Genomic DNA, 20,480 nt, shown 5'->3' with positions numbered 1-20,480 from the left:
CCTTATCGCCGCTCAAGGTAAGGGGGCAGAGCCCCCCCCGCAAGCGGGTTTCACTCGCCGCGTCGTGCCTTTTTGGCTTTCATAACCGACTTGGCCATTTTGGAGAATTTGCGGCCCCGATCGCGGGCTTCCGCGACGGTTTCGGAGTTGCGCTCGTCTTCCTCGCGCAATTTACGCCACCGCTCGACGCGTTCGATGTCTAATGTGCCATCTTCAATCGCTGCGCGGACCTTGCATCCCGGTTCGGTGTCATGGGCGCAGTCGGAGAATTTGCAGGTGGTCGACAGATCGGTGATGTCCTCGAACAGGGTGCCGATGCCTTCGGCCGCGTCATGCAGTGCCAGTTCACGCATTCCGGGGGTGTCGATGAGCCAGCCACCCTCCAACATCGGGTGCATGGAGCGGGCGGTGGTTGTATGGCGACCTTTGGCGTCATCTTCGCGGATGTCGCCGATTTCAATGTCGAGGCCTGTGAGGCCGCGTGCGATGGTGGATTTCCCGACACCAGAGGAGCCGACAAGTGCAAGGGTCTGACCCTTGCCGCACCAATATTTCAAGCCCCCGAAGGCTTCGGGATCTTTGGCGTTCAGGGCGATCACATCGGCGGGGGCATAGATAACCTTGGCGCGCGTAACATAGTCGTCGGCGCTGCCTCTTTCGGGCCTATCGGCTTTGGTGATGATAATGACGGGATGCGTTTCGGCCTCAATGGCGATGGCGAGGTAGCGTTCCAGACGCGCTTCATTGAAGTCGTCGTTGCATGAGGTAGTGATGAACAGCGTGTCGATGTTGGCCGCGATGAGTTGGGTTTGTGACGTGACGCCCGCAGACTTGCGCGAGATCACTGTTTTGCGGTCTAGAAGGCGCACGATTTTCTCGCCGTCTGTCAGGGCAAAATCACCCACCGCGAAATCGGACGCGACCAGATCACCCGTTAGCGCCAGCTCCAAGCGATCAAGCTCAGCTGTGAGGGCGATGATGTTGCGGCGACGCACTTCGGAAATGCGCACGGGGGTAAGTGTTTCGATCTCCTCCACGCTCATCTGCGCGGTGAAGTATTGCGACCAGCCAAGGCGCTTCAGGTTTGGTGTCATTTGAGTGAACTCATGAACATAGCGCCTATATTGCCCGTCTCGACCGATACGGCAAGGGGCGCGGATGTAGGGAGATTAGGTGAGAGGCTGGACAACGACCCAAACGGGCCTCGTTACGGCTGCTTCCTTCCGGACCTGACCGAGTTGGCGAGGAGCTTGCCCGCGCCAACCTCTCGCATGGGGATATAGGGTGGAGGCGATGAAATGGCAAGAGAAACGCGCCATGGTGATCGACTAAGCCTTCCAAAGGCGCGGGGCCAATGGCTATAGGGCTTTCACAGGGGGTGCGCCTCACAAAACCAGTTTGATTTGCGCGAATCCTGAGGCGCTTTTGACCACGTCTTTTACATTGAGATGCGCCAACTCGTGGAGATGTTGCTGTGCGGCGGTTGCCGTTTCAAAAATGACGGGAGTGCCGCCAAGAGGGGCAAAGGACCAGTTTGGGGGGCTCTTTTCCGCGACTACGCCATACGTGCGAATGTGGCGTGTTAAAATGTCGATGCTGAGATCGTGGCCTTCGAAGATCACAGTGGACCCGTCCGCGCCCGGGAATCTGCCGCCCCCATTGGCGCGGTAGTCACTGGTCACGACAATGAACTCCATGGAGTCGGTGACGGGAGTACCATTAAAGGACAGGTTGCGGATGCGATGGGCAGAAGGGTCCACCAGATTTCCGGCGCTATCAAATCGGGCGGGCTGTGACAGATCAATTTGATAGGTCACGCCAAAAAGCACATCGAACAAATAGGCGGGGGCCAAGGGGCTGCGCAGCATTTGGTCACGTGTGCTGGGTGTGATGCGGTTGAACACGGTGCTTGCGCGTTCGAGCCAGTTGAGCACGTGCTCTCCTGTAATGCGAACAGCGCAAATCCTGTTCGGAAAAGGATAGAGGTCCGCAACGTTCTTCATCGCCAAAATGCCTGCGGGGACCGAACTATAGTTTTCGGGACCACCACGCCCCCCCGACTTGAGAGGCGAAACAGCAGCGAGCACGGGAAAGTTTGCGTATTCGGTTCCTGCGAGGGCATCGATGACATATCTGCGCTGCGCCTCCGCGATCAATTCCATTGAGCGGTCCGTGGAAATCAGAGAGAAATAGGAATGGAGCGGGCCAGCGGTCTGGCCAACGGCGCGTCGCGCAAATTCCAACGTATTGAGGTGATCGGGTTCAACGGCGTCAAGGACTTCGGTGACACTGTCGACCAAGGGAATAGCCGCGCCTGTTTTGTCACGCTCATAGATCGGACGGGCTTCGACGCGGGAGCCGATGACGGTCCATGTCCCGTCTTTGCGCTCGATCAGCAAATCAATGAGGCCAAGATGTGAACCGCCTGTGCCAGCCATCACAGCGGGTTTGCCGTTGATCAGTCCTCGGCGGCTGTCGACGGCGTCGATGTGATCAAATTGGGGGGAAGGGAACACCATGTGTAGGTGCCCCGTGACCAAAGCGTCAACGCCCTCGATCTGTGCTAGGGGGATGGCAGCATTTTCCATGCCATCATATTCGTGCGCACTGTCTATGCCAGAGTGACACAAGAGCACTATGATGTCCGCGCCGAGCTTCTTCATATGGGGCACATAGGCGCGGGCGGTTTGCATGATGTCACGGGTGGTGACTTTGCCCTCGAGATGAGGGCGATCCCATGTCATGATTTGTGGTGGGAGCAGTCCGAGAAAGCCGATCTTGAGCTTGTGAAGGGCTCCGCTGCCATCAGTGATATCGCGATCAAGGATGACGAAAGGCGGCAATACGGGTGTGTCGTCAAGCGGAGCGTCGCCACGTGATTCGATGAGATTGGCAGAGATCATCGGGAAGGTCGCCCCTGATGTCACCCACTTGAGGTAGTCCAATCCGTAGTTGAATTCATGGTTCCCGACTGTCCCGACATCGTAACCAAGCGTGTTCATGGCGGTGATCATCGGGTGGGGTTTGGTCCGCCCATTGTTTCGATCAGCGGCAACGAAATCACCCATTGGAGTGCCTTGAAGAAAGTCGCCATTGTCCACCAGAACGCTGTTGGCTGCCTGTTCGCGCCCTGCCACGATGTGTGCGGCGGTGCGGGCAAGCCCGACGGTATCTGTCGTGTGATCCCCGTAATAGTCATAGGGGTAGATCTGCATGTGCAGGTCGGTGGTGCTCATAATCCGCAGATGCGCCTGTCCTACACAGGCCGTATCGGAAAATATATGGCGATGATTCACGGCGGCTCCTGCTAGCAGACCGGACGGTGAGTCACGGGTTTGAATTCTTGCGTAACGTTTCAGGTCACGTGTCTGTGGGCCCGTCTTGGTGTGCGGGCAGCAACTACAATCACATGATCTATCAGGAAACTATAACAGGGAAATTGTGTGCAACAAAACTTTTAAGGGGTATTGACGCAACGGAAACAACTTTAGGGAGAGCTTGCGGTTGAGAGCTGTTTCGGAAGCAGTCGCGTCGACTAAACAAAGGACCGATTTTGCGAGTGTTCTCCTTGACGCCATGCCGTGGGTGCGATTTGCACAAGACGGAAATTTGAAAAACTTTGACAGGCCAATCGGCGAGGTGTGCGAGCGTGATCACGACAATAGGTAGGCCAAATCAAGCCGTTACTTTGGGCGCAGGCACGTTGGACCGCGCGGCACTACAGCGGGCTGAGGCGGCAAGCCTTTGGGAGAAAGACGGCTCACGCGTTTTGCCTCTTTGGTCGTACAAACCGTTTTGCCACGACACGGGCGGGTTGGCTTACCTGGATACAAAAGATCCTAAAGTGGCGGGATTGGCGCGTGATGCCATTTTCTTGGGTGTCGATGACGCTGGCGGCGCGATCTTTGCGGTGGACGTGACTGAGGCGTGGGATGTTCATGCGCTTGAGCCGTTGCAAGAGGGGTTTCTTGATCCGTCGCAGCAACGTGTGGACGGCCTGTCGGGACGAGCTTTTTGCGAATTGCGCTCGGTGATGACCCTATTGTCCGCGTGGGAGGCAGAGATTGCGTCGACCGCGCGTGGATTGTTGGAATGGCATAACCGCCACGGATTTTGTGCTGCGTGCGGAGCTAAAAGCAACATGACGCAGGGCGGATGGCAGAGAGACTGCCCTGCTTGCGGCGCGCCTCATTATCCACGTACAGATCCTGTTGTGATCATGTTGGTGACTCGTGCGAATTCGGTTCTTTTGGGGCGCAATGAAAATTGGCCTGAGGGGATGTATTCCTTGCTCGCGGGGTTTGTTGAGCCTGGTGAGCCGATCGAGGCCGCTGTGCGCCGCGAGGTCCTTGAGGAATCGGGGATTTCGGTGTCCGAGGTTTCCTATGTGGCCTCGCAGCCGTGGCCGTTTCCTGCGTCTTTGATGCTGGGTTGCACCGCAAAGGCAACAAGCTGTGAGATCACGATTGATCCCGCAGAGTTGCAAGATGCCATGTGGGTAACGCGCGAGGATGTGGCCTTGGCTATGGCTGGCGGGCACCCGACTCTCAAAGCTGCACGAAAAGGCGCAATTGCACATTTTCTTCTGATGAAGTGGCTTGCGGACGAGATTGAATAATCGGATATTCTGGCGAACAGTTTAATGAGGTGGGACAGTATGAAGTTCTCGACGCATAAAGACATCGACGCCCCAGCAGAATATGTTTTTGAACGTATTTCAAATTTTGAGGCGCTTGAGCGTCAGGCCATGCGTCGGGGCATCGAAGTGGCCCGCAAAGACCCTGCCCAGTCCCGAGGCGTTGGGGCAGGTTGGACGATGAAAGTCCCTTTTCGCGGAAAGACTCGCGATCTTGAGGCCGATGTCGTCGCATTTTCTGCGCCAAGCGGGCTTGCGGTGAATGCGAAGTCTGATGGCCTCGATATGGTACTTGTTGTCGATCTCGTTGCTTTGAGTCCGAAACGGACCAGACTGGCGATGACCTTTGACGTCAAGCCTCAGACCTTGTCGGCCCGTATTCTTGTGCAATCGATCAAATTCGCCAAAGGCACGCTTGATCGGCGATATGAACGCAAAATCGGACAGTTCTGTAGCACTATTCGCGAAGATTACGACAAAACACGCATGGCGTAAGGTGGCGGGTGCCGAGGTCGGCTCCCGCCACAATGTACCTACTCGTGCTTATTTGCGCCGTGGATCTGCGGGATAAACCCCCAGAATTTCCACCATCTCTGTGAAATAGCTCAATTCATCGAGTGCCAGACGCACGTTTTCGTCGTCTGGGTGGCCTTCGATGTCGGCGTAAAACTGGGTGGCGGAGAACGTTCCGTCGACCATGTAGCTTTCCAGTTTTGTCATGTTGACGCCGTTCGTGGCAAAGCCGCCCATTGCCTTATAAAGCGCGGCGGGAATGTTGCGCACTCGAAACATAAAGGCGGTGACCATCTTGTCGGCGCGACGCGAGTGATCGGCTTCACGCGACATGATGAGAAAGCGTGTGGTGTTTAGTTGGTGATCCTCGATGTGGCGTTCCAAAAGGTCGAGACCAAAGATTTCACCAGCCAGTTCGGACGCAAAGGCCCCGATGGCGGGATTGCCTTCCTCAGCGACAGCGCGGGCTGCGGCGGCGTTATCAGACCAATTGCGGGTTTTGAGACCGTGTTCGGATATGAAGCCACGCGCCTGCCCCAACAGAACAGACATGGCGCGCACTTCGCGCACGTCTTCGGTTTTGGCGCCAGGAACGCCAAGCAAATTCACATGAACGCGCACAAAGGTCTCGTCAATGATGTGCAGGCCCGACTCAGGGAGCAGGTGGTAGACGTCCTGCACCCGCCCGTAAGTTGAGTTTTCAACCGCAATCATACCCAAATCGGCCTTGCCGGTCCGGACCGCTTCTATGGCATCTTCGAAGGAAGGGCAGGGTAGAGGCTCGAAATCGGGACGGGCATCCCGACAGGCTTGGTGCGAATAAGCGCCCATTTCCCCTTGGAATGCTATGCGTTTTGTCATTTTCGTCCCTTTTCGATCTGGTTTGTACGGAATGTTTATTGGTCGCAGGTCTTATACCTTGAAAAGTGGTGGTGGAAACGGATAGATAACGCGCGACCCATGCACCAAAACGGAACGCGACATGTTCAACACTATGACCCTTACTAAGATCGTCGGCGGTATCTGCGGAACGCTCTTGATCTTCCTCTTCGCCAATTGGGGCGCAGACGCCATTTATCATTCCGGTGGCGGTGGCCACGGTGAGCACGCTCAGGCCTATGTCATTGCGACGGGCGACGATGAGCCAGCCGAAGAAGAAGTCGTGGTCGAAGTGTCCTTCGCCGAGCTTCTGGCCTCTGCGGATGTTGCTAAAGGCGAAAAAGTCTTCAACAAATGTAAAGCCTGTCACAAAGTGGACGGCTCCAACGGCACCGGCCCCCACCTCGATGGTGTTGTCGATCGTGACATCGCATCCGTTGGTGACTTCGGTTACTCTGATGTTCTGGCAGGTATGGAGGGCGCATGGACGCCCGAGCATTTGGATGAGTTTCTCACCTCTCCAAAAAACTACGCACCAGGCACAAAAATGTCCTTTGCCGGTCTGAGCAAACCTCAGGATCGCGCCAACCTCGTGGCCTATCTTCAGACCTTGAACTGATAGCCCCTAAGTTGATCTCATTGAAAAGCCCTCGCAGCACCTGCTGTGGGGGCTTTTTCGTTATGTGAGGCGCGCAGCGCTCACGGGCTAATCACAGTTGTTTCACTTACCCATTGGAAGTCGTGCATTTTCAGGCCAGTTTGATAACACTACTACAAAATACCGAGCTATCACCAATTGACCGGAGGTCACACATGGTCGCCAATCGCATTCGCCTCGCGTTTCTCACTGCCGCAGGTATCGCCATTTCAACGAGCGCTCTTTGGGCGCAGGACGATACGGTGATTACCGCGACGTGGTATTCAGACTGGAACGAGGCAAAATATAGCGATCCTGTCGACCATCTCGACTATGTAAATCCCGATGCACCCAAAGGGGGAAAGATCGTGCTTGGCGTCATCGGGGATTTTGACAGCCTTAATCCCTATTCCACACGTTCGGGCACACCTGCCGCAAACTCATCCATCCCCTACGAACGCCTGATGGCGGGGGTCGGGGACGAAGCACTGTCGGCGTCTTATTGTTTGCTGTGCGAAACCATCGAATATCCCGAGAGTCAGGAGTGGGTGATTTTCAACCTGCGCCATGATGTGACCTTCTCGGATGGCACGCCGATGACCGCCGCCGATGTCGTCTTTACCCATGAGAAATTCATGGCCGAGGCGACGTTGTCGTGGCGCACGGGCGTGGGCAATATGATCGCGAGCGTTGAAGCGCTTGATGATTATACTGTGCGGTTCAATTTCCAGCCTGACGCGCCGCGCAATGGATTGATTTCACAGGCGGGGTCAACTGTTGTCATGCAAAAGGCATGGTTCGACGAGACAAATGCGAAGATCGACGAGAAACGTTTCGATGTCTCTCCGGGAACAGGGCCATATACTCACGGAGCATTCGAGGCCGGGCGATGGATCGAGTATAACCGCAATCCCGATTATTGGGGCAAAGATCACTGGCTTAAAAAGGGGACCGAGAATTTCGATACCATCCGTATCGAATACTTCGGTGATACCATCGGCGCGTTTGAAGCGTTCAAATCGGGTGAGATCACATTCCGCCAAGAAAACTCATCACTCAATTGGGCAACGGGCTATGATTTTCCCGCGCTCGACAATGGCTATGTGGTGAAGGCGGAGTTGCCCGATGGCAATCTGCCCAACGCCACGGGCTTTGTCTTCAACCTGCGCAAAGAAAAGCTACAGGACCGCAATGTGCGCCGTGCGCTAGGCCTGATGTATAATTTCACATGGACCAACGAGACGTTGCAATACGGGCTATTTGCGCAGCGTGAGAGTTTCTGGGACACAGAGAAACTCAAGGCTGTGGGGCTGCCCGAAGGCAAGGAACTCGAGTATCTCGAGATGGTGCGTGATCTCGTTCCTGAAGAGCTGTTCACCCAAGAGGCAGTATTGCCGCATGTCTCTGGTGCCCGTTCGTTAGATCGCAAGAACATGCGCCAAGCGCTCGCCCTGATGGCCGAGGCGGGTTACACGCCGGGACCAGATGGAAAATTGCGCGACGAGAACGGTCAGGTGCTCAAGATCGAGATATTGGAGAATACCCCGTCGTTTGACCGCATCTTGATCCCATACGTCGAAAATCTCGTCGCATTGGGTGTGGACGCTGTTTACAATCGTGTGGACACAAACGCCTATCAGGCCCGTACGCAGAGTTTCGATTATGACATCATCTTTGGCGGTTATACGAGCGGCTTTGAAGAGGGTGTGAGCCTGAGCCAGAAATATGGCACTGAAGGGATCGACGACGTGTTCAATCCCGCAGGCTATGCGTCCGAGGCGGCTGACATCCTGATCCAACAGGTCATTGAAGCGCCGACTTACGATGATATGGCGGCCGCACTCAGGGCTGTAGATCGCCTGTTCCGCTATGAGTACTTTGTGGTGCCGACTTGGTTCCTCGATAAGCACTGGGTCGCCTATTACGACATGTATGAGCATCCCCCAGAGGAACAGATGGCACCCTATCATCTAGGCTATCTGGATTACTGGTGGTATAACGCCGACAAAGCCGCTCAGTTGAAAGCGGCAGGCGCGATTAAATAACGCCCAAAGAGAAAACGAGCGGGAGCCACCCACATGGGAGCCTATATTCTTCGGCGTTTATTGCTGATTATTCCGACGTTGCTCGGGATTATGATCATCAACTTCGCCCTGACCCAGTTCGTCCCTGGCGGACCGGTGGAGCAGGTGCTTGCCGAGATGCGTGGCGAAGGCGATGTGTTTGAGAGCATTTCGGGTGGCTCTGGCGATGTCGAAGTGCAGCTTGAAGCGGCGGGAGCGGAGTCCGAATACATCGGCGCGCGTGGGCTTCCGCCTGAATTCATCGCGGAGTTGGAGCGTCAGTTCGGTCTCGATAAACCGCCGCTTGAACGGTTCCTGTCGATGATGTGGAACTACATGCAATTTGATTTTGGCGAGAGCTATTTCCGCAGCCAAGGCGTGTTGGAACTGGTCTGGGACAAGCTACCCGTGTCGATCACACTCGGTCTTTGGGCGACGTTGATTTCCTATATGATTTCCATCCCTTTGGGCATCCGCAAGGCGGTGCGCGACGGGTCGCGGTTCGACACATGGACCTCTGCGATCATCATTGTTGCCTATGCTATTCCGGGCTTTCTGTTCGCGATTATGCTGCTTGTTTTGTTCGCGGGCGGCTCATACTGGCAGATTTTTCCGCTGCGCGGATTGACCTCATCCAACTTTGACGAGTTAAGCGCCTTGGGCAAAGTGGGCGACTATCTGTGGCACATTACATTGCCCGTCTTGGCCTCTCTGATCTCGTCTTTTGCGACGCTGACCTTGCTGACGAAGAACTCGTTTCTCGATGAAATCCGCAAGCAGTACGTGGTGACAGCCAAGGCGAAGGGCCTCACGGAAAGCCGTGTTCTCTACGGACATGTGTTCCGCAACGCGATGTTGATTGTCATCGCGGGATTCCCGGGTCTGTTTCTGTCGGTCTTCTTTGGCGGGTCTGTGATTATTGAGACGCTTTTCTCGCTTGATGGTCTTGGCCGCATGGGATTCCAAGCCGCTCTGCAACGCGACTATCCCGTGATCTTCGGCACGTTGTTTTTCTTTGGTCTGATCGGTCTGTTGATCAATATCGTGTCGGATATGATGTATGTCTTTGTCGATCCGCGTATCGACTTTGAAAAGCGGGAGAGCTGAGATGCGCCTGTCCCCTCTCAATCAACGTCGTTGGCGTAACTTCAAGGCCAACCGCCGCGCGCTTTGGTCGCTTTGGATTTTCTCGTTCCTGTTCGTGTTGTCGCTGTTTGCGGAATTCCTCGCGAACGACAAACCGATCATCGTGAATTATCGCGGCAGCTATTATACGCCAGTCTTCAACTTCTATCCTGAAACCGAATTCGGCGGCGATTTCCAGACCGAGGCCGTCTACCGTTACCCCGAGGTGGAATGTCTGATTGTATCGGGTGGTTTGGTTGATTGTTTTGACGATCCCGATGCCATCATCGCAGACGCGCAAGATGGTGAAGTGAATGGCGAGGCAATCGAGAAAGGCTGGCTGCTTTGGCCGCCGATCCGATATTCGTTCAACACGCAGGTCGAGGGGCCAGGTGCGGCGCCAAGCCCGCCCACCAAGCAAAATTGGCTCGGGACCGATGACACCAAACGCGATGTGGTCGCACGGGTGATTTACGGCTTCCGTCTGTCGATCCTGTTTACCCTCATTGTAACCGTGGTGTCGTCACTCATCGGCATTGTTGCGGGCGCGATCCAAGGGTTCTTTGGCGGACGCACGGACATCGTATTCCAGAGATTTCTGGAAATTTGGGGGTCCATGCCCTCGCTCTATGTCATCATTATCCTGTTCGCCATTTTGGGGCGAAGTTTCTGGCTCTTGGTCTTTGTTACCATCCTATTCGGCTGGCCCGCCTTGGTCGGTGTTGTGCGTGCTGAATTCCTGCGAGCGCGCAATTTCGAGTATATCCGTGCGGCGCGAGCCTTGGGTGTCGGGAACTGGACGATCATGTTCCGCCATATGCTGCCCAATGCGATGGTCGCGACACTAACGCTTTTGCCGTTCATCGTCACAGGCACCATCGGTACATTGGCCTCGCTCGACTTTCTGGGGTTCGGGTTGCCGTCGTCCTATCCGTCACTGGGCGAGCTAACGCTGCAAGCCAAACAGAACCTGCAAGCGCCGTGGCTCGGTTTCACCGCGTTTTTCACCTATGCCATTATGCTGTCGCTCCTCGTCTTTGTTTTCGAGGGGGTGCGCGATGCCTTTGATCCGAGAAAGACCTTTCAATGAGCCTTCTTGAGTTCACAGATTTGCGCGTGTCGTTCAAACAGGATGGCGGCCTTGTCGAGGCTGTTAAAGGCGTGTCGTTTAACGTCCAGAAGGGTGAGGTCGTCGCCTTGGTTGGAGAGAGCGGGTCGGGCAAATCCGTCACTGCGCTCTCATCTGTGAACCTGTTGTCCGACAATGCTGTGATCGAGGGGTCAATCCTCTATGATGGTAAGGAGTTGGCAGGGGCGAGCGAAAACGTGCTGCGCAAAATTCGCGGCAATGACGTCAGCTTCATCTTCCAAGAGCCCATGACCTCGCTCAATCCGCTGCACACGATTGAAAAGCAGTTGTCCGAGATTTTGCTCGTTCACCAAGGGATGACAGGGGCCAAGGCCCGCGAACGCATTCTCTATCTGTTGGACCGTGTGGGCATTCATAACGCCGAAGAACGTTTGGGTGCCTATCCGCACCAACTGTCAGGTGGGCAACGCCAACGCGTGATGATTGCTATGGCGCTTGCGAATGCGCCCAAATTGCTCATCGCGGACGAGCCGACCACGGCGCTTGATGTCACCATTCAGGCGCAGATACTCGACCTGTTGATGGATATTAAGCGCGATGAGGGCATGTCGATGCTGTTCATCACCCATGACCTCAACATCGTGCGCAAATTTGCTGATCGTGTCTGCGTGATGAAGGACGGCGAGATCGTCGAGGCGGGAAAGACGTCCGAGATATTCGATGCGCCGAGCCACCCCTATACCAAGTTGTTGTTGGAAGCCGCCGCGACAGGGCGACCTGCGCCTGTGCCCGACGATGCAAAGGTCGTAGCGGAGACCAAAGATTTGCGTATCTGGTTCCCGATCCAGCGCGGATTTTTGCGCCGCACGGCGGGCTACGTGAAGGCGGTGAATGCTGCGACATTTTCCGTGCGCGAAGGCGAAACCGTCGGCATCGTAGGCGAATCCGGTTCAGGGAAAACCACACTCGCGCTTGCGATGATGCGGCTGATTTCGTCGCAAGGCCCTGTGGTTGTGCTTGGTCAGGATGTGCAAGGGTGGAACAACCGAGCGCTGCGTGATCTGCGGGCCGATATGCAGATCGTGTTCCAAGACCCTTACGGATCGCTGTCGCCACGCATGACCATCGCGCAAATCATTGCCGAAGGTTTGAGCGTCCACGGTTTGGGCGATCATACGTCCAAGGAAGACGCTGTGATCGAAATCATGCATGAAGTCGGCCTTGATCCCGAAACGCGCCATCGTTACCCGCATGAGTTTTCAGGCGGGCAGAGGCAACGGGTGGCGATCGCGCGTGCCATGATCCTGCGTCCGCGTCTGGTCGTTCTGGACGAGCCAACGTCCGCACTTGATATGACGGTGCAGGTGCAGATCGTCGATCTTCTGCGCGACCTTCAGGTCAAACACAAACTCGCCTACCTGTTCATCTCGCACGACCTTCGTGTGGTGCGTGCGCTGAGCCATAAGGTGATGGTGATGAAGCGTGGGGATGTCGTTGAGGCGGGGGACGCTGATGCGATCTTTGATGCGCCGCAACAGCCTTATACCAAAGCTCTCGTTGCTGCGGCGTTCGATCTCAAAGTTGAAGAGGGCGCAGGCGTCTAAACGCCCGCGCCGTTCCGGTGGTGATCTCTTTTGCTATGTGTTGAGGCCTGTCTTCAGGTCGGGCCAATCGGGGAGCACTCTACGCCGCGCGCCGACAGGCGGCGACAGGTCATACCCGCGAGGTCTTGGGTCAGGCCGAGGAAGTTCGCCTGATATCCGCGTTTTGATTTCACGACCTTGCGGAGCGCACCATCAAGCATGTCGAGTTCGGTCAGGGCCGTTTTCAACAACACTTTGCGCGCCTCATATTCCGACCCGTAGGTGCCGATGTTGACCCCCCAATGACGCGATCCGGAGGTCGATAGGCGGGTGACAACTTCGGGGCCGGTGTCTGCCACAACTGTTTGTGTAGTGATTTGTGCAGATGTGGGTGTAATCGCGGCAAGTTGCAATGTGGCAGGACGTGGCTTGGGCGCGATGGCCGCAATGCCTGCGGGAGCGGGTTTTGCTGCGACTTCTTCGAGCACTTCGGCGGCTTCCGTTGTTGCGGTCTCGGCCAAGGCAAGCACCTGTTCCTCTTCTTGGGCCTGCGTGACGGCATTGAGAATATCATCCGACATTGCGACGAGGAGTGTTTCTTCTTCAGGTGCCAGTTCGCGCATCGGGCGCGGTTTGGGGATCGGGCTCTTGGTGATGTTGACAGTCACGCGAATGATTTTAGAGGCCACTTTGGGTGCCTCCTGTGTGCCTGCAACCATAACCGCACCACCCGCAGCCTTGCCGAGATAAGGGGGGCGCTTGGGTTTGACGACAGCGACACGACTTGGAGCCCGTTTGAACCCGAGGTCCATCAGTTCGGTCACACGTGCGTTGCGCGATGCGGTGGAACGTCCACCGAAGACGGTTGTGATGATGCGTTCGTTGCCACGCTGGGCGGAGGCCACGAGATTGAACCCTGCGGCAGAGGTATATCCTGTCTTGATCCCGTCAGCGCCGGCATAGCTATTGAGAAAACGGCTGTTGGTGTGGGTTACTGTGCGCACCCCTGCGTCGGCCGTCTTGCGCGAGAAGATATTGTAGTATTCTGGGTAATCGTAAAACACGTGGCGCCCCAATACAGTCATGTCGCGTGCGGTCGACAAATGCCCGCTCGCGGTCAGGCCGTGAGCGTTCTTGAAGGTGGTGCGCGACATGCCAAGCTGTTTGGCGGTGCGGTTCATGCGACGGGCAAATGCGGCCTCGGACCCTTCGATGGCTTCGCCAATCGCGGTGGCCGCATCGTTGGCGGATTTCACGGCGGCGGCACGAATCAGATAGCGCAGTTTGATTTTTTGACCTGCTTTGAGGCCCAATTTCGAGGGCGGCTCTGCGGCGGCATTTTTGGAGATGGTCACCAGCGTGTCGAGGTCGATCTCACCGTGTTCGACAGCTTCGAACGCAATGTAGAGCGTCATCATTTTGGTGAGGGAGGCGGGATGCAGTCGTGTGTCTGCGTTGCTTGAATGAAGAATCTTCCCGTTGCGCGCATCCATTACCAATGCGGCGTATTCGGCGGCCATGACCTTGGCGGAAACGCCTACGATCATCGCAAACGCGATTAGAAAAACGGGGAATACACGTCTTATCACGGCACGCGGGTTTGCCCACGCTCGCACGTTGTTCAACATCATTGCTCTGCCTCGAATGTGCCGGATCATTTCGCCCAGCTTATTGCCAAGACGCTAGCATAGGCTTTGAAATGAGAAAACCTTAAATTTTATAAGGCATTAGAGGATGGCATTGATGCAACGCAAAATATAGGGGGTGTTCTGGGGTGGACCGCTAAATGAGGTGTCTTTTCGGGGTGAGCCAAGAGAGCAAAATTTTCCACCCCACTATACGCCTCTGCTCCGAGTCGCGAGACAAGCCTGAATTAGCGTGAAATGGAGCCGACAAAATCGGGCAAATCGGCCAATCTGTCGAGTTGCTTAAAGCGCGGATGATCCTCAGGAGCCTCGGCGTGTTCGATCTCCCATGTGATGGTGTGGGGGATGTAGACCCCCCATGCGCCTGCTTCGATCGGGGGCAAAACGTCGGATTTCATCGAGTTTCCGACCATGACCGCGCGTTCCGGGGTCACGCCGTGACGCCCGAAAATGTCGGCATATACGGGGGGTGTTTTTGCGGAGACGATTTCGACCGCATCGAACAGGTCGCCCAAACCCGATTGCGCGAGTTTGCGCTCTTGGTCGAGCAGATCCCCTTTTGTCACCATGATGAGCTCGTGGTCGGCGGCAAGAGCCCGCACGGTTTGTTCGACCCCATCGAGGAGGTGGATCGGGTGTGAGAGCATGTCTTGGCCCGCTTCGATCAACTCCTTGATCACTTTGGCGGGCACGGCATGATCGGTCACTTCGATGGCGGTTTCGATCATCGACAGGACAAAGCCCTTTATCCCGAATCCATAGCTTCCGAGGTTGCGCCGCTCGGCCGCGAGCAGGCGCTCCGCGAGATGGTCGGCGGGGGTGTAATCGGCCAGAAGTTCGGCAAACCGCTCCTGTGTCATACGAAAGAACTGTTCGTTCTCCCATAGGGTGTCATCTGCATCGAAGGCGATTGTCGAGATTTCTGCGCTCATTTACGTCTCCCCTTTACCCTGTGTGGATAACCCCCTTTATTGATACGAGAAAGAGGCTATATACAGCGTCTAACAACACTATTTTTGGTATTGCGTAGAACCGGAGACGCCAGAGTGACTCTCTCGCTGCATAAAATGTCCGACGATGACGACCGTCATAACGATGACGGCGACACCTCACTTGCGACCAAAACCAAGCCAAAGACAAAGCGCCCACCGCTTTATAAGGTGATGCTGCTCAACGACGATTACACGCCGATGGAATTTGTCGTGCTTGTGTTGGAGCGCTTCTTTTCTATTGGTCACGCACAAGCGACCGAGATTATGTTGACCGTCCATAAAAAGGGACTGGCCGTGGTCGGGGTCTTTCCCCACGAAGTGGCGGAGACCAAGGTGAATCAGGTTATGGATTTCGCCCGCCGTCAGCAGCACCCGCTGCAATGCACGATGGAAAAGGAATAGAGCCGGCTCCGGTCGCGCCCGTCACAATGAATACAGCCCGCATCTCTTTGCTCCTGAGCGAGCAGCCTGATCGTATTGCGATCTATCGCCCTCGTGTCGGGGCTGACCTGTCAGTGTTTGATCCTGCATCGGTACAGATCATCCAAGGTTTCAAACCTGATTTTGACGCGTTTTCGGATGCGGGGTTTGAGGTGCGTATTGAGCCTGAGGGCGAGTTTGATCTTGCCATTGTGGCTGTGCCGCGTTCGAAGACCGAGGCCCGCGATCTTATTGCTGATGCCGCATCCCGCGCATCGATGGTCGTCGTGGATGGTCAGAAAACGGACGGTATCGATAGTATCGCACGGGATATCAAAAAGCGCGGCGGCAATGTGCGTGTCGAATCCAAATCGCATGGCAAAGCTATTGCGTTTGAGGGCGGCGATTTTTCTGATTGGGAACACAAAGGCCCGCTTGGCTCTGTGGAGGGGTTCGAGACCCGCTTGGGTGTGTTCTCCGCCGACCGTATCGACAAAGGATCGCAACTCCTGATCGGAGCGCTGCCCGAAAAACTCCCATCGATTATCGCGGATTTAGGCGCGGGGTGGGGATATCTGTCGCGCCATATCCTTGAGCGCGACGGGGTAAAGGCGCTGCATCTGGTCGAGGCAGAACATGCCGCGTTGGAATGTGCCAAGGCCAATGTGACCGATCCGAGGGCCACCTTCCATTGGGCCGACGCCACACGGTTTGATCCGAAACTGCGGTTTGACGGCGTGATTATGAACCCGCCGTTCCATACCACACGCGCTGCCGACCCTGCTTTGGGGCAAGCGTTTATATCGGCGGCAGCTCGCCTTCTCGCGCCCCACGGACAGTTGTGGCTCGTGGCCAACCGTCAACTCCCTTATGAAGTGGCCTTGTCCGAACGGTTCTCCTTTGTCGAGAAAATTGCGGACGCGGGCGGCTTCAAAGTTCTTTACGCCAAGAGACCTCTTCGCACGCGCGCCTGAACCTCGTAAGTTAGCGCCAACAGAATCAGGGATGATCTCATGAGCTTTTCGATTGCGGGTAAGACGGCCATTGTCACAGGGGCCGCAAATGGTGTTGGTCTTGCTATCGCGCGCCATTTCGAAGCCCAAGGGGCAAATGTTATGTTCGCCGATATGGACGAAAACGGTTTGATCGCCGAAGTGGGTGAGGCCTCTGAACTTGAGGATGCTCGTGTTGCCTATTTTGCGGGTGATCTGCGTGAGAAACTGACCATTGCCAATCTGTTGTCGGCCACGGTCGATGCGTTCGATGGTGTCGATATTTTGGTCAATGCCTCGCGCCAAGTGGCGCAAAGTGATCCATTGTGTGCAGAGGAAGACAATGTGGAAGCATTGTTGGAGCAGAACCTTCTGACAGCGCTACGCCTGTCTCAACAGGTGTCTAAATGGATGATCAAACGCGCCGAGAAAGACGAGCGGACCGAGGGTATGCTCGGATCTATCGTCAACCTGTCCTCTGTGGCGGCGCGGCGTACACAGCCCGAAATGTTGGCCTTTTCGATCTCGGGCGCTGCCGTTGAGCAGATGACGCGGTCTATGGCGGTGGCTCTTGCGCCGCACCGTATCCGTGTGAATGCCGTGGCATTCGGTTCGGTCCTGAGCGCCAGTTTGAGTGATGTCTTGTCCGAGCATCCTGATTACCGTGACGAGATTTTGCGCGGCACACCTTTGGCGCGTGTCGCCCCTGCGTCAGACGTGGCTGAAACAGTGCAGTACCTCGCTTCTGACGGTTCAAGCTTCGTGACAGGACAGGTGCTCGACGTGGACGGCGGTCGGACACTTCTCGATGTGGTCCAAGCGCCGACACACTAGGACGCAGCGCTGTCTTTACCCTTCTGGATAGGCGGCTTTGCAGGCTGAAATTTTCTGTTCTGCCTGTACGGCCAGTTGCGCCTCTTTACGTTTGAGCGATGCCAGTTTCGCGGCTTCGGCATCAAGGTCGATGGCCTTCGGCTTCATTTCGGTATCTTTCACCGGAACGCGACAGTATTTTGTGGTCCCATCTTTTTTAGTGCCACAGGCCTGTGTTTCGAAATCGATGACTTCGACTTCGACCAAAGCATATCCGCGCTGCAGGTTGCCTTCGGTCTCGGTGATAAATCCGCGTACAACCCGTAGGTCTTTGGTCGCGCCCGAAATGCACATCTGTTGCTCAGAACAGGCGGCGAGAAAGGGCAGGATGGCCAGTGGCAAAATCCAACGCATTGAGAACTCCATAAGAAAACCTTCGCGAACAGTATGTTGAGCATAGCGCCTTTTGGCCGCAGGGAAAGCGGGCTTGGCAGGATCGGCGCATTCCTGCTAGGTCTGCGCGAGCAATTTCACGCGCCACGAAGGACCACACCATGACCAAACAGCCGCAATTAGAGATGAGTGATGAAAAAGTCCGCGCTTCCGCATGGTTCCGTTCTCTGCGCGACGAAATAGTTGCTGCGTTTGAGGCCGTCGAAGATACCCAAACCGAGGGGCCATTCGCGCACTTGCCTGCGGGCCGTTTCGAAGTCACAGAGACCAAACGCGCGTCAAGCGATGGATCGGATGCGGGCGGTGGCTTGATGTCGGTGATGCGCGGTGGTCGTGTGTTCGAGAAAATTGGCGTCAATGTCTCAACGGTTTACGGTGAACTTGGAGAGCGCGCGCAAATGGCGATGGCGGCTCGCAAGGGCATTCCAGGGATGAAGGATGACCCGCGCTTTTGGGCGGCAGGGATTTCGCTCGTGGCCCATATGCAAAACCCGCACACACCCGCCGTTCACATGAATACGCGGATGTTTTGGACGCCCCATGCGTGGTGGTTTGGCGGTGGCTCCGATTTGAACCCTTGCATAGAATACCCTGAGGACACCGCAGCGTTTCATGCGGTTCAAAAAGAGCACTGTGACCGCCATGACGCGGGTTACTATCCGCGGTTCAAAGAGTGGGCAGATGAGTATTTTTATATTCCTCATCGCGGTCGCGCGCGCGGCGTTGGTGGTATCTTTTTTGACGACCATAACTCGGGCGATTGGGAGGCGGATTTCGCCTTTACCCAAGATGTTGGACGCGCCTTTTTGCCGGCTTTCCTCGGGGTGACGGAGAAGCGCCGCAATACACCGTGGACGGAGGCCGACAAGGATCAACAACTGGTGCATCGCGGCCTCTATGCCGAATACAACCTCGTCTATGATCGCGGCACAAAATTCGGGTTGGAGACAGGTCACGACGCAAATGCGGTTCTGATGAGCCTGCCGCCAATGGCCAAATGGGTGTGAGATAAAAGGGGGCCTATTGGCCCCCTTGTCGCTTAAATGGCGTCGAAGCTGAACGCGTTTCGCCGCAACACTAAAGTGTCATCTTAGGACGCCAAAATGCTCAGATCAGTCCAATGGACGGGGTAGGTTTGGACGGGTTCGCCGTAGAGTAGCTCGTCTTGTTTTGGACCGAAGTCACCGCCCATTTTGCGGTAGAAATTCACGGCACCTTCGTTGTCCGTGATCACGGTCAGATAGGTGCTTTCGTGGCCGCGTTCGATCAGGATTTTGGCTGCGGCGGACATGAGCGCTGCGCCAATCCCTGAGCGTTTTCGGGAAGGGTCGACGTGCAGGTTGTCGATGTAGGCGGGGCGTTTGCCGCCTTTGACGTAGATGAACCCTGCGACCCCTGTGTCGTCGGTGGCCACAAGGAGGACATCTTCATCGGGAATATCCATGCCGACCCATTTGGCATTGAGATCATCGGCAACGGGTTGCCCCAGATAGTCATCAGAGAGTAGCCCGCGATAGGCCACGCGCCAACTGGCGATGTGGATGGCTGCGATGACAGGCAGATCGGCGGGGGCTGCGGGGCGGATATTCATCATACGGTCTCGCGTAGGGTTTCAATCATCAACGTGACATTGTCGGGATCGGCGTCAGGCGTGATGCCGTGCCCGAGGTTGAAGATATGCGGACCTTTGGAGAATGTCTCGCGGATGTGGCGCACTTCGTCGATCAGGCCCTGACCGCCCGTAACCATGTGCGAAGGCTTGAGATTGCCCTGAACGCAGCCGTCTTTCTGCACGTTCGCGGCGGCCCATTCAGGCGAAACAGAGTTGTCGAGAGCAACACAGTCCACACCCGTTTTGGCGTGGAACCCGATGTAGCCTTCGCCCGCTTCCCGAGGGAAGCCGATGATCGGAACATTGGGGTGGCGTTTTTTCAACTCGGTGGTGATTTTGCGCGCGGGGGCTACGGCGTATTTTTCAAAGGCGTCCCCTTTGAGAGAGCCTGCCCAACTGTCGAAAATCTTCACAACTTCCGCGCCCGCTTTGATCTGCATGTCGAGGTATTCGATGGTGCTGACCGTCAACAGGTCGATGATCTTTTCGAACAGGGCGTTGTTGCCCTCGCGCAGCGCATGTGCGGGGCCTTGGTCCGGTGTGCCGCGTCCTGCGATCATGTAGGTGGCAACGGTCCATGGCGCGCCTGCAAAGCCGATGAATGTGGTTTCTTTCGGCAGTTCACGCGCGACGATTTTCACCGTCTCATAGACGGGGGCGAGTGTCTCGTGGATGTCGTCCTTGCCCTTCAACGGAGCGAAGTCGGCGTCGCTTGTGATCGTGGACAGGCGCGGGCCTTCGCCCGTGACGAACCAGAGGTCTGCGCCCAAGGCTTGTGGCAGCAGCAGAATATCCGCGAACAGGATCGCTGCGTCGAAACCAAAACGGCGGATCGGTTGCAAGGTCACTTCGGCGGCCAGATCGGGCGTGTAGCATAGCGACAAAAAGTCACCCGCCTGTGCGCGTGTTGCTTTGTATTCGGGAAGGTAGCGGCCCGCTTGGCGCATCATCCAGATCGGGGGAACGGCTTGCGTCTCACCGTTGAGCGCCTTGAGGATGGATTTGTTCGTCATGTCATTCTCCCAA

At 56.0% G+C, this 20,480-nt stretch carries 19 protein-coding genes and 1 other RNA gene; 11 read left to right on the top strand and 9 right to left on the bottom strand.

Annotation, left to right across the window (positions count from 1 at the left end):
- Positions 1-50: 50 nt before the first annotated feature.
- From rsgA to ACN0TS_RS12480, 3 genes are all read right to left on the bottom strand, one after another.
- A complete protein-coding gene (gene rsgA / locus ACN0TS_RS12490; protein WP_417259691.1) occupies positions 51-1,094 on the bottom strand; it encodes a ribosome small subunit-dependent GTPase A in 1,044 nt (347 codons plus the stop codon).
- 77 nt (positions 1,095-1,171) lie between these two features.
- An RNA gene (gene ffs, locus ACN0TS_RS12485) (signal recognition particle sRNA small type) lies at positions 1,172-1,270 on the bottom strand.
- Positions 1,271-1,385: 115 nt separating this feature from the next.
- On the bottom strand, positions 1,386-3,296 hold the full coding sequence (locus tag ACN0TS_RS12480) for a bifunctional 2',3'-cyclic-nucleotide 2'-phosphodiesterase/3'-nucleotidase (protein ID WP_417259690.1): 1,911 nt from the start codon (positions 3,294-3,296) through the stop codon (positions 1,386-1,388).
- Positions 3,297-3,649: 353 nt separating this feature from the next.
- Between ACN0TS_RS12480 and nudC the strand changes: the two genes are divergently transcribed.
- Positions 3,650-4,618, top strand: coding sequence for an NAD(+) diphosphatase (gene nudC, locus ACN0TS_RS12475; RefSeq protein WP_417259689.1), 969 nt, complete (start codon positions 3,650-3,652; stop codon positions 4,616-4,618).
- 39 nt (positions 4,619-4,657) lie between these two features.
- Entirely contained in the window at positions 4,658-5,131 is a 474-nt protein-coding gene (locus ACN0TS_RS12470; RefSeq protein WP_417259688.1) for an SRPBCC family protein, read from the top strand.
- 48 nt (positions 5,132-5,179) lie between these two features.
- Here ACN0TS_RS12470 and ACN0TS_RS12465 read toward each other — a convergent pair whose 3' ends face one another.
- Positions 5,180-6,010 carry a prephenate dehydratase gene (locus ACN0TS_RS12465; RefSeq protein WP_417259687.1) on the bottom strand — a complete coding sequence of 277 codons (831 nt, stop codon included), beginning with the start codon at positions 6,008-6,010 and terminating at the stop codon, positions 5,180-5,182.
- Between the two features lie 121 nt (positions 6,011-6,131).
- Here ACN0TS_RS12465 and ACN0TS_RS12460 point away from each other — a divergent pair, with 121 nt between their 5' ends.
- The 5 genes from ACN0TS_RS12460 (at position 6,132) to ACN0TS_RS12440 (ending at position 12,547) form a co-directional block, all read left to right on the top strand.
- The gene (locus ACN0TS_RS12460) at positions 6,132-6,647 is read left to right on the top strand and encodes a c-type cytochrome (RefSeq protein WP_417259686.1); all 516 of its coding nucleotides are present in this window, start codon (positions 6,132-6,134) and stop codon (positions 6,645-6,647) included.
- Between the two features lie 194 nt (positions 6,648-6,841).
- On the top strand, positions 6,842-8,710 hold the full coding sequence (locus ACN0TS_RS12455) for an extracellular solute-binding protein (protein ID WP_417259685.1): 1,869 nt from the start codon (positions 6,842-6,844) through the stop codon (positions 8,708-8,710).
- A gap of 33 nt (positions 8,711-8,743) precedes the next feature.
- On the top strand, positions 8,744-9,835 hold the full coding sequence (locus ACN0TS_RS12450; protein ID WP_417259684.1) for a microcin C ABC transporter permease YejB: 1,092 nt from the start codon (positions 8,744-8,746) through the stop codon (positions 9,833-9,835).
- A 1-nt stretch (position 9,836) separates the two neighbouring features.
- Positions 9,837-10,943, top strand: a complete 1,107-nt coding sequence (locus tag ACN0TS_RS12445; RefSeq protein ID WP_417259683.1) for an ABC transporter permease — start codon at positions 9,837-9,839, stop codon at positions 10,941-10,943.
- Positions 10,940-12,547 carry an ABC transporter ATP-binding protein gene (locus ACN0TS_RS12440; RefSeq protein ID WP_417259682.1) on the top strand — a complete coding sequence of 536 codons (1,608 nt, stop codon included), beginning with the start codon at positions 10,940-10,942 and terminating at the stop codon, positions 12,545-12,547. The genes ACN0TS_RS12445 and ACN0TS_RS12440 overlap by 4 nt, the downstream gene beginning before the upstream one ends.
- Positions 12,548-12,600: 53 nt before the next feature.
- Here ACN0TS_RS12440 and ACN0TS_RS12435 read toward each other — a convergent pair whose 3' ends face one another.
- Positions 12,601-14,154 (bottom strand): D-alanyl-D-alanine carboxypeptidase family protein, encoded by a 1,554-nt coding sequence (locus ACN0TS_RS12435; protein ID WP_417259804.1) that lies wholly within the window; start codon positions 14,152-14,154, stop codon positions 12,601-12,603.
- Between the two features lie 245 nt (positions 14,155-14,399).
- Positions 14,400-15,104, bottom strand: coding sequence for an HAD family hydrolase (locus ACN0TS_RS12430; RefSeq protein WP_417259681.1), 705 nt, complete (start codon positions 15,102-15,104; stop codon positions 14,400-14,402).
- Positions 15,105-15,239: 135 nt separating this feature from the next.
- Between ACN0TS_RS12430 and clpS the strand changes: the two genes are divergently transcribed.
- Genes clpS through ACN0TS_RS12415 form a run of 3 tightly spaced genes read left to right on the top strand, consistent with a single transcriptional unit; the run spans position 15,240 to position 17,410 of the window.
- Positions 15,240-15,566, top strand: a complete 327-nt coding sequence (gene clpS, locus ACN0TS_RS12425; protein ID WP_417259680.1) for an ATP-dependent Clp protease adapter ClpS — start codon at positions 15,240-15,242, stop codon at positions 15,564-15,566.
- The gene (locus ACN0TS_RS12420; protein WP_417259679.1) at positions 15,545-16,558 is read left to right on the top strand and encodes a class I SAM-dependent methyltransferase; all 1,014 of its coding nucleotides are present in this window, start codon (positions 15,545-15,547) and stop codon (positions 16,556-16,558) included. Before clpS ends, ACN0TS_RS12420 begins: the two co-directional genes overlap by 22 nt.
- 39 nt (positions 16,559-16,597) lie before the next feature.
- Positions 16,598-17,410 (top strand): SDR family NAD(P)-dependent oxidoreductase, encoded by an 813-nt coding sequence (locus ACN0TS_RS12415; RefSeq protein WP_417259678.1) that lies wholly within the window; start codon positions 16,598-16,600, stop codon positions 17,408-17,410.
- Positions 17,411-17,425: 15 nt separating this feature from the next.
- On the opposite strand, the gene ACN0TS_RS12410 is transcribed toward ACN0TS_RS12415, so the two are convergent.
- The gene (locus tag ACN0TS_RS12410) at positions 17,426-17,803 is read right to left on the bottom strand and encodes a hypothetical protein (protein WP_417259677.1); all 378 of its coding nucleotides are present in this window, start codon (positions 17,801-17,803) and stop codon (positions 17,426-17,428) included.
- A gap of 140 nt (positions 17,804-17,943) precedes the next feature.
- Between ACN0TS_RS12410 and hemF the strand changes: the two genes are divergently transcribed.
- Positions 17,944-18,849 carry an oxygen-dependent coproporphyrinogen oxidase gene (gene hemF / locus ACN0TS_RS12405; RefSeq protein ID WP_417259676.1) on the top strand — a complete coding sequence of 302 codons (906 nt, stop codon included), beginning with the start codon at positions 17,944-17,946 and terminating at the stop codon, positions 18,847-18,849.
- 83 nt (positions 18,850-18,932) lie between these two features.
- Here hemF and ACN0TS_RS12400 read toward each other — a convergent pair whose 3' ends face one another.
- A complete protein-coding gene (locus tag ACN0TS_RS12400; protein ID WP_417259675.1) occupies positions 18,933-19,436 on the bottom strand; it encodes a GNAT family N-acetyltransferase in 504 nt (167 codons plus the stop codon).
- Positions 19,433-20,467 (bottom strand): uroporphyrinogen decarboxylase, encoded by a 1,035-nt coding sequence (gene hemE / locus ACN0TS_RS12395; protein ID WP_417259674.1) that lies wholly within the window; start codon positions 20,465-20,467, stop codon positions 19,433-19,435. The genes ACN0TS_RS12400 and hemE overlap by 4 nt, the downstream gene beginning before the upstream one ends.
- Positions 20,468-20,480 lie beyond the last annotated feature (13 nt).

Source organism: Celeribacter sp. (assembly GCF_048266405.1).
Taxonomy (GTDB): Bacteria; Pseudomonadota; Alphaproteobacteria; order Rhodobacterales; family Rhodobacteraceae; genus Celeribacter.
Note: the sequence above shows the minus strand (reverse complement) of the source record. Positions and strands in the feature narration are given on the sequence as shown.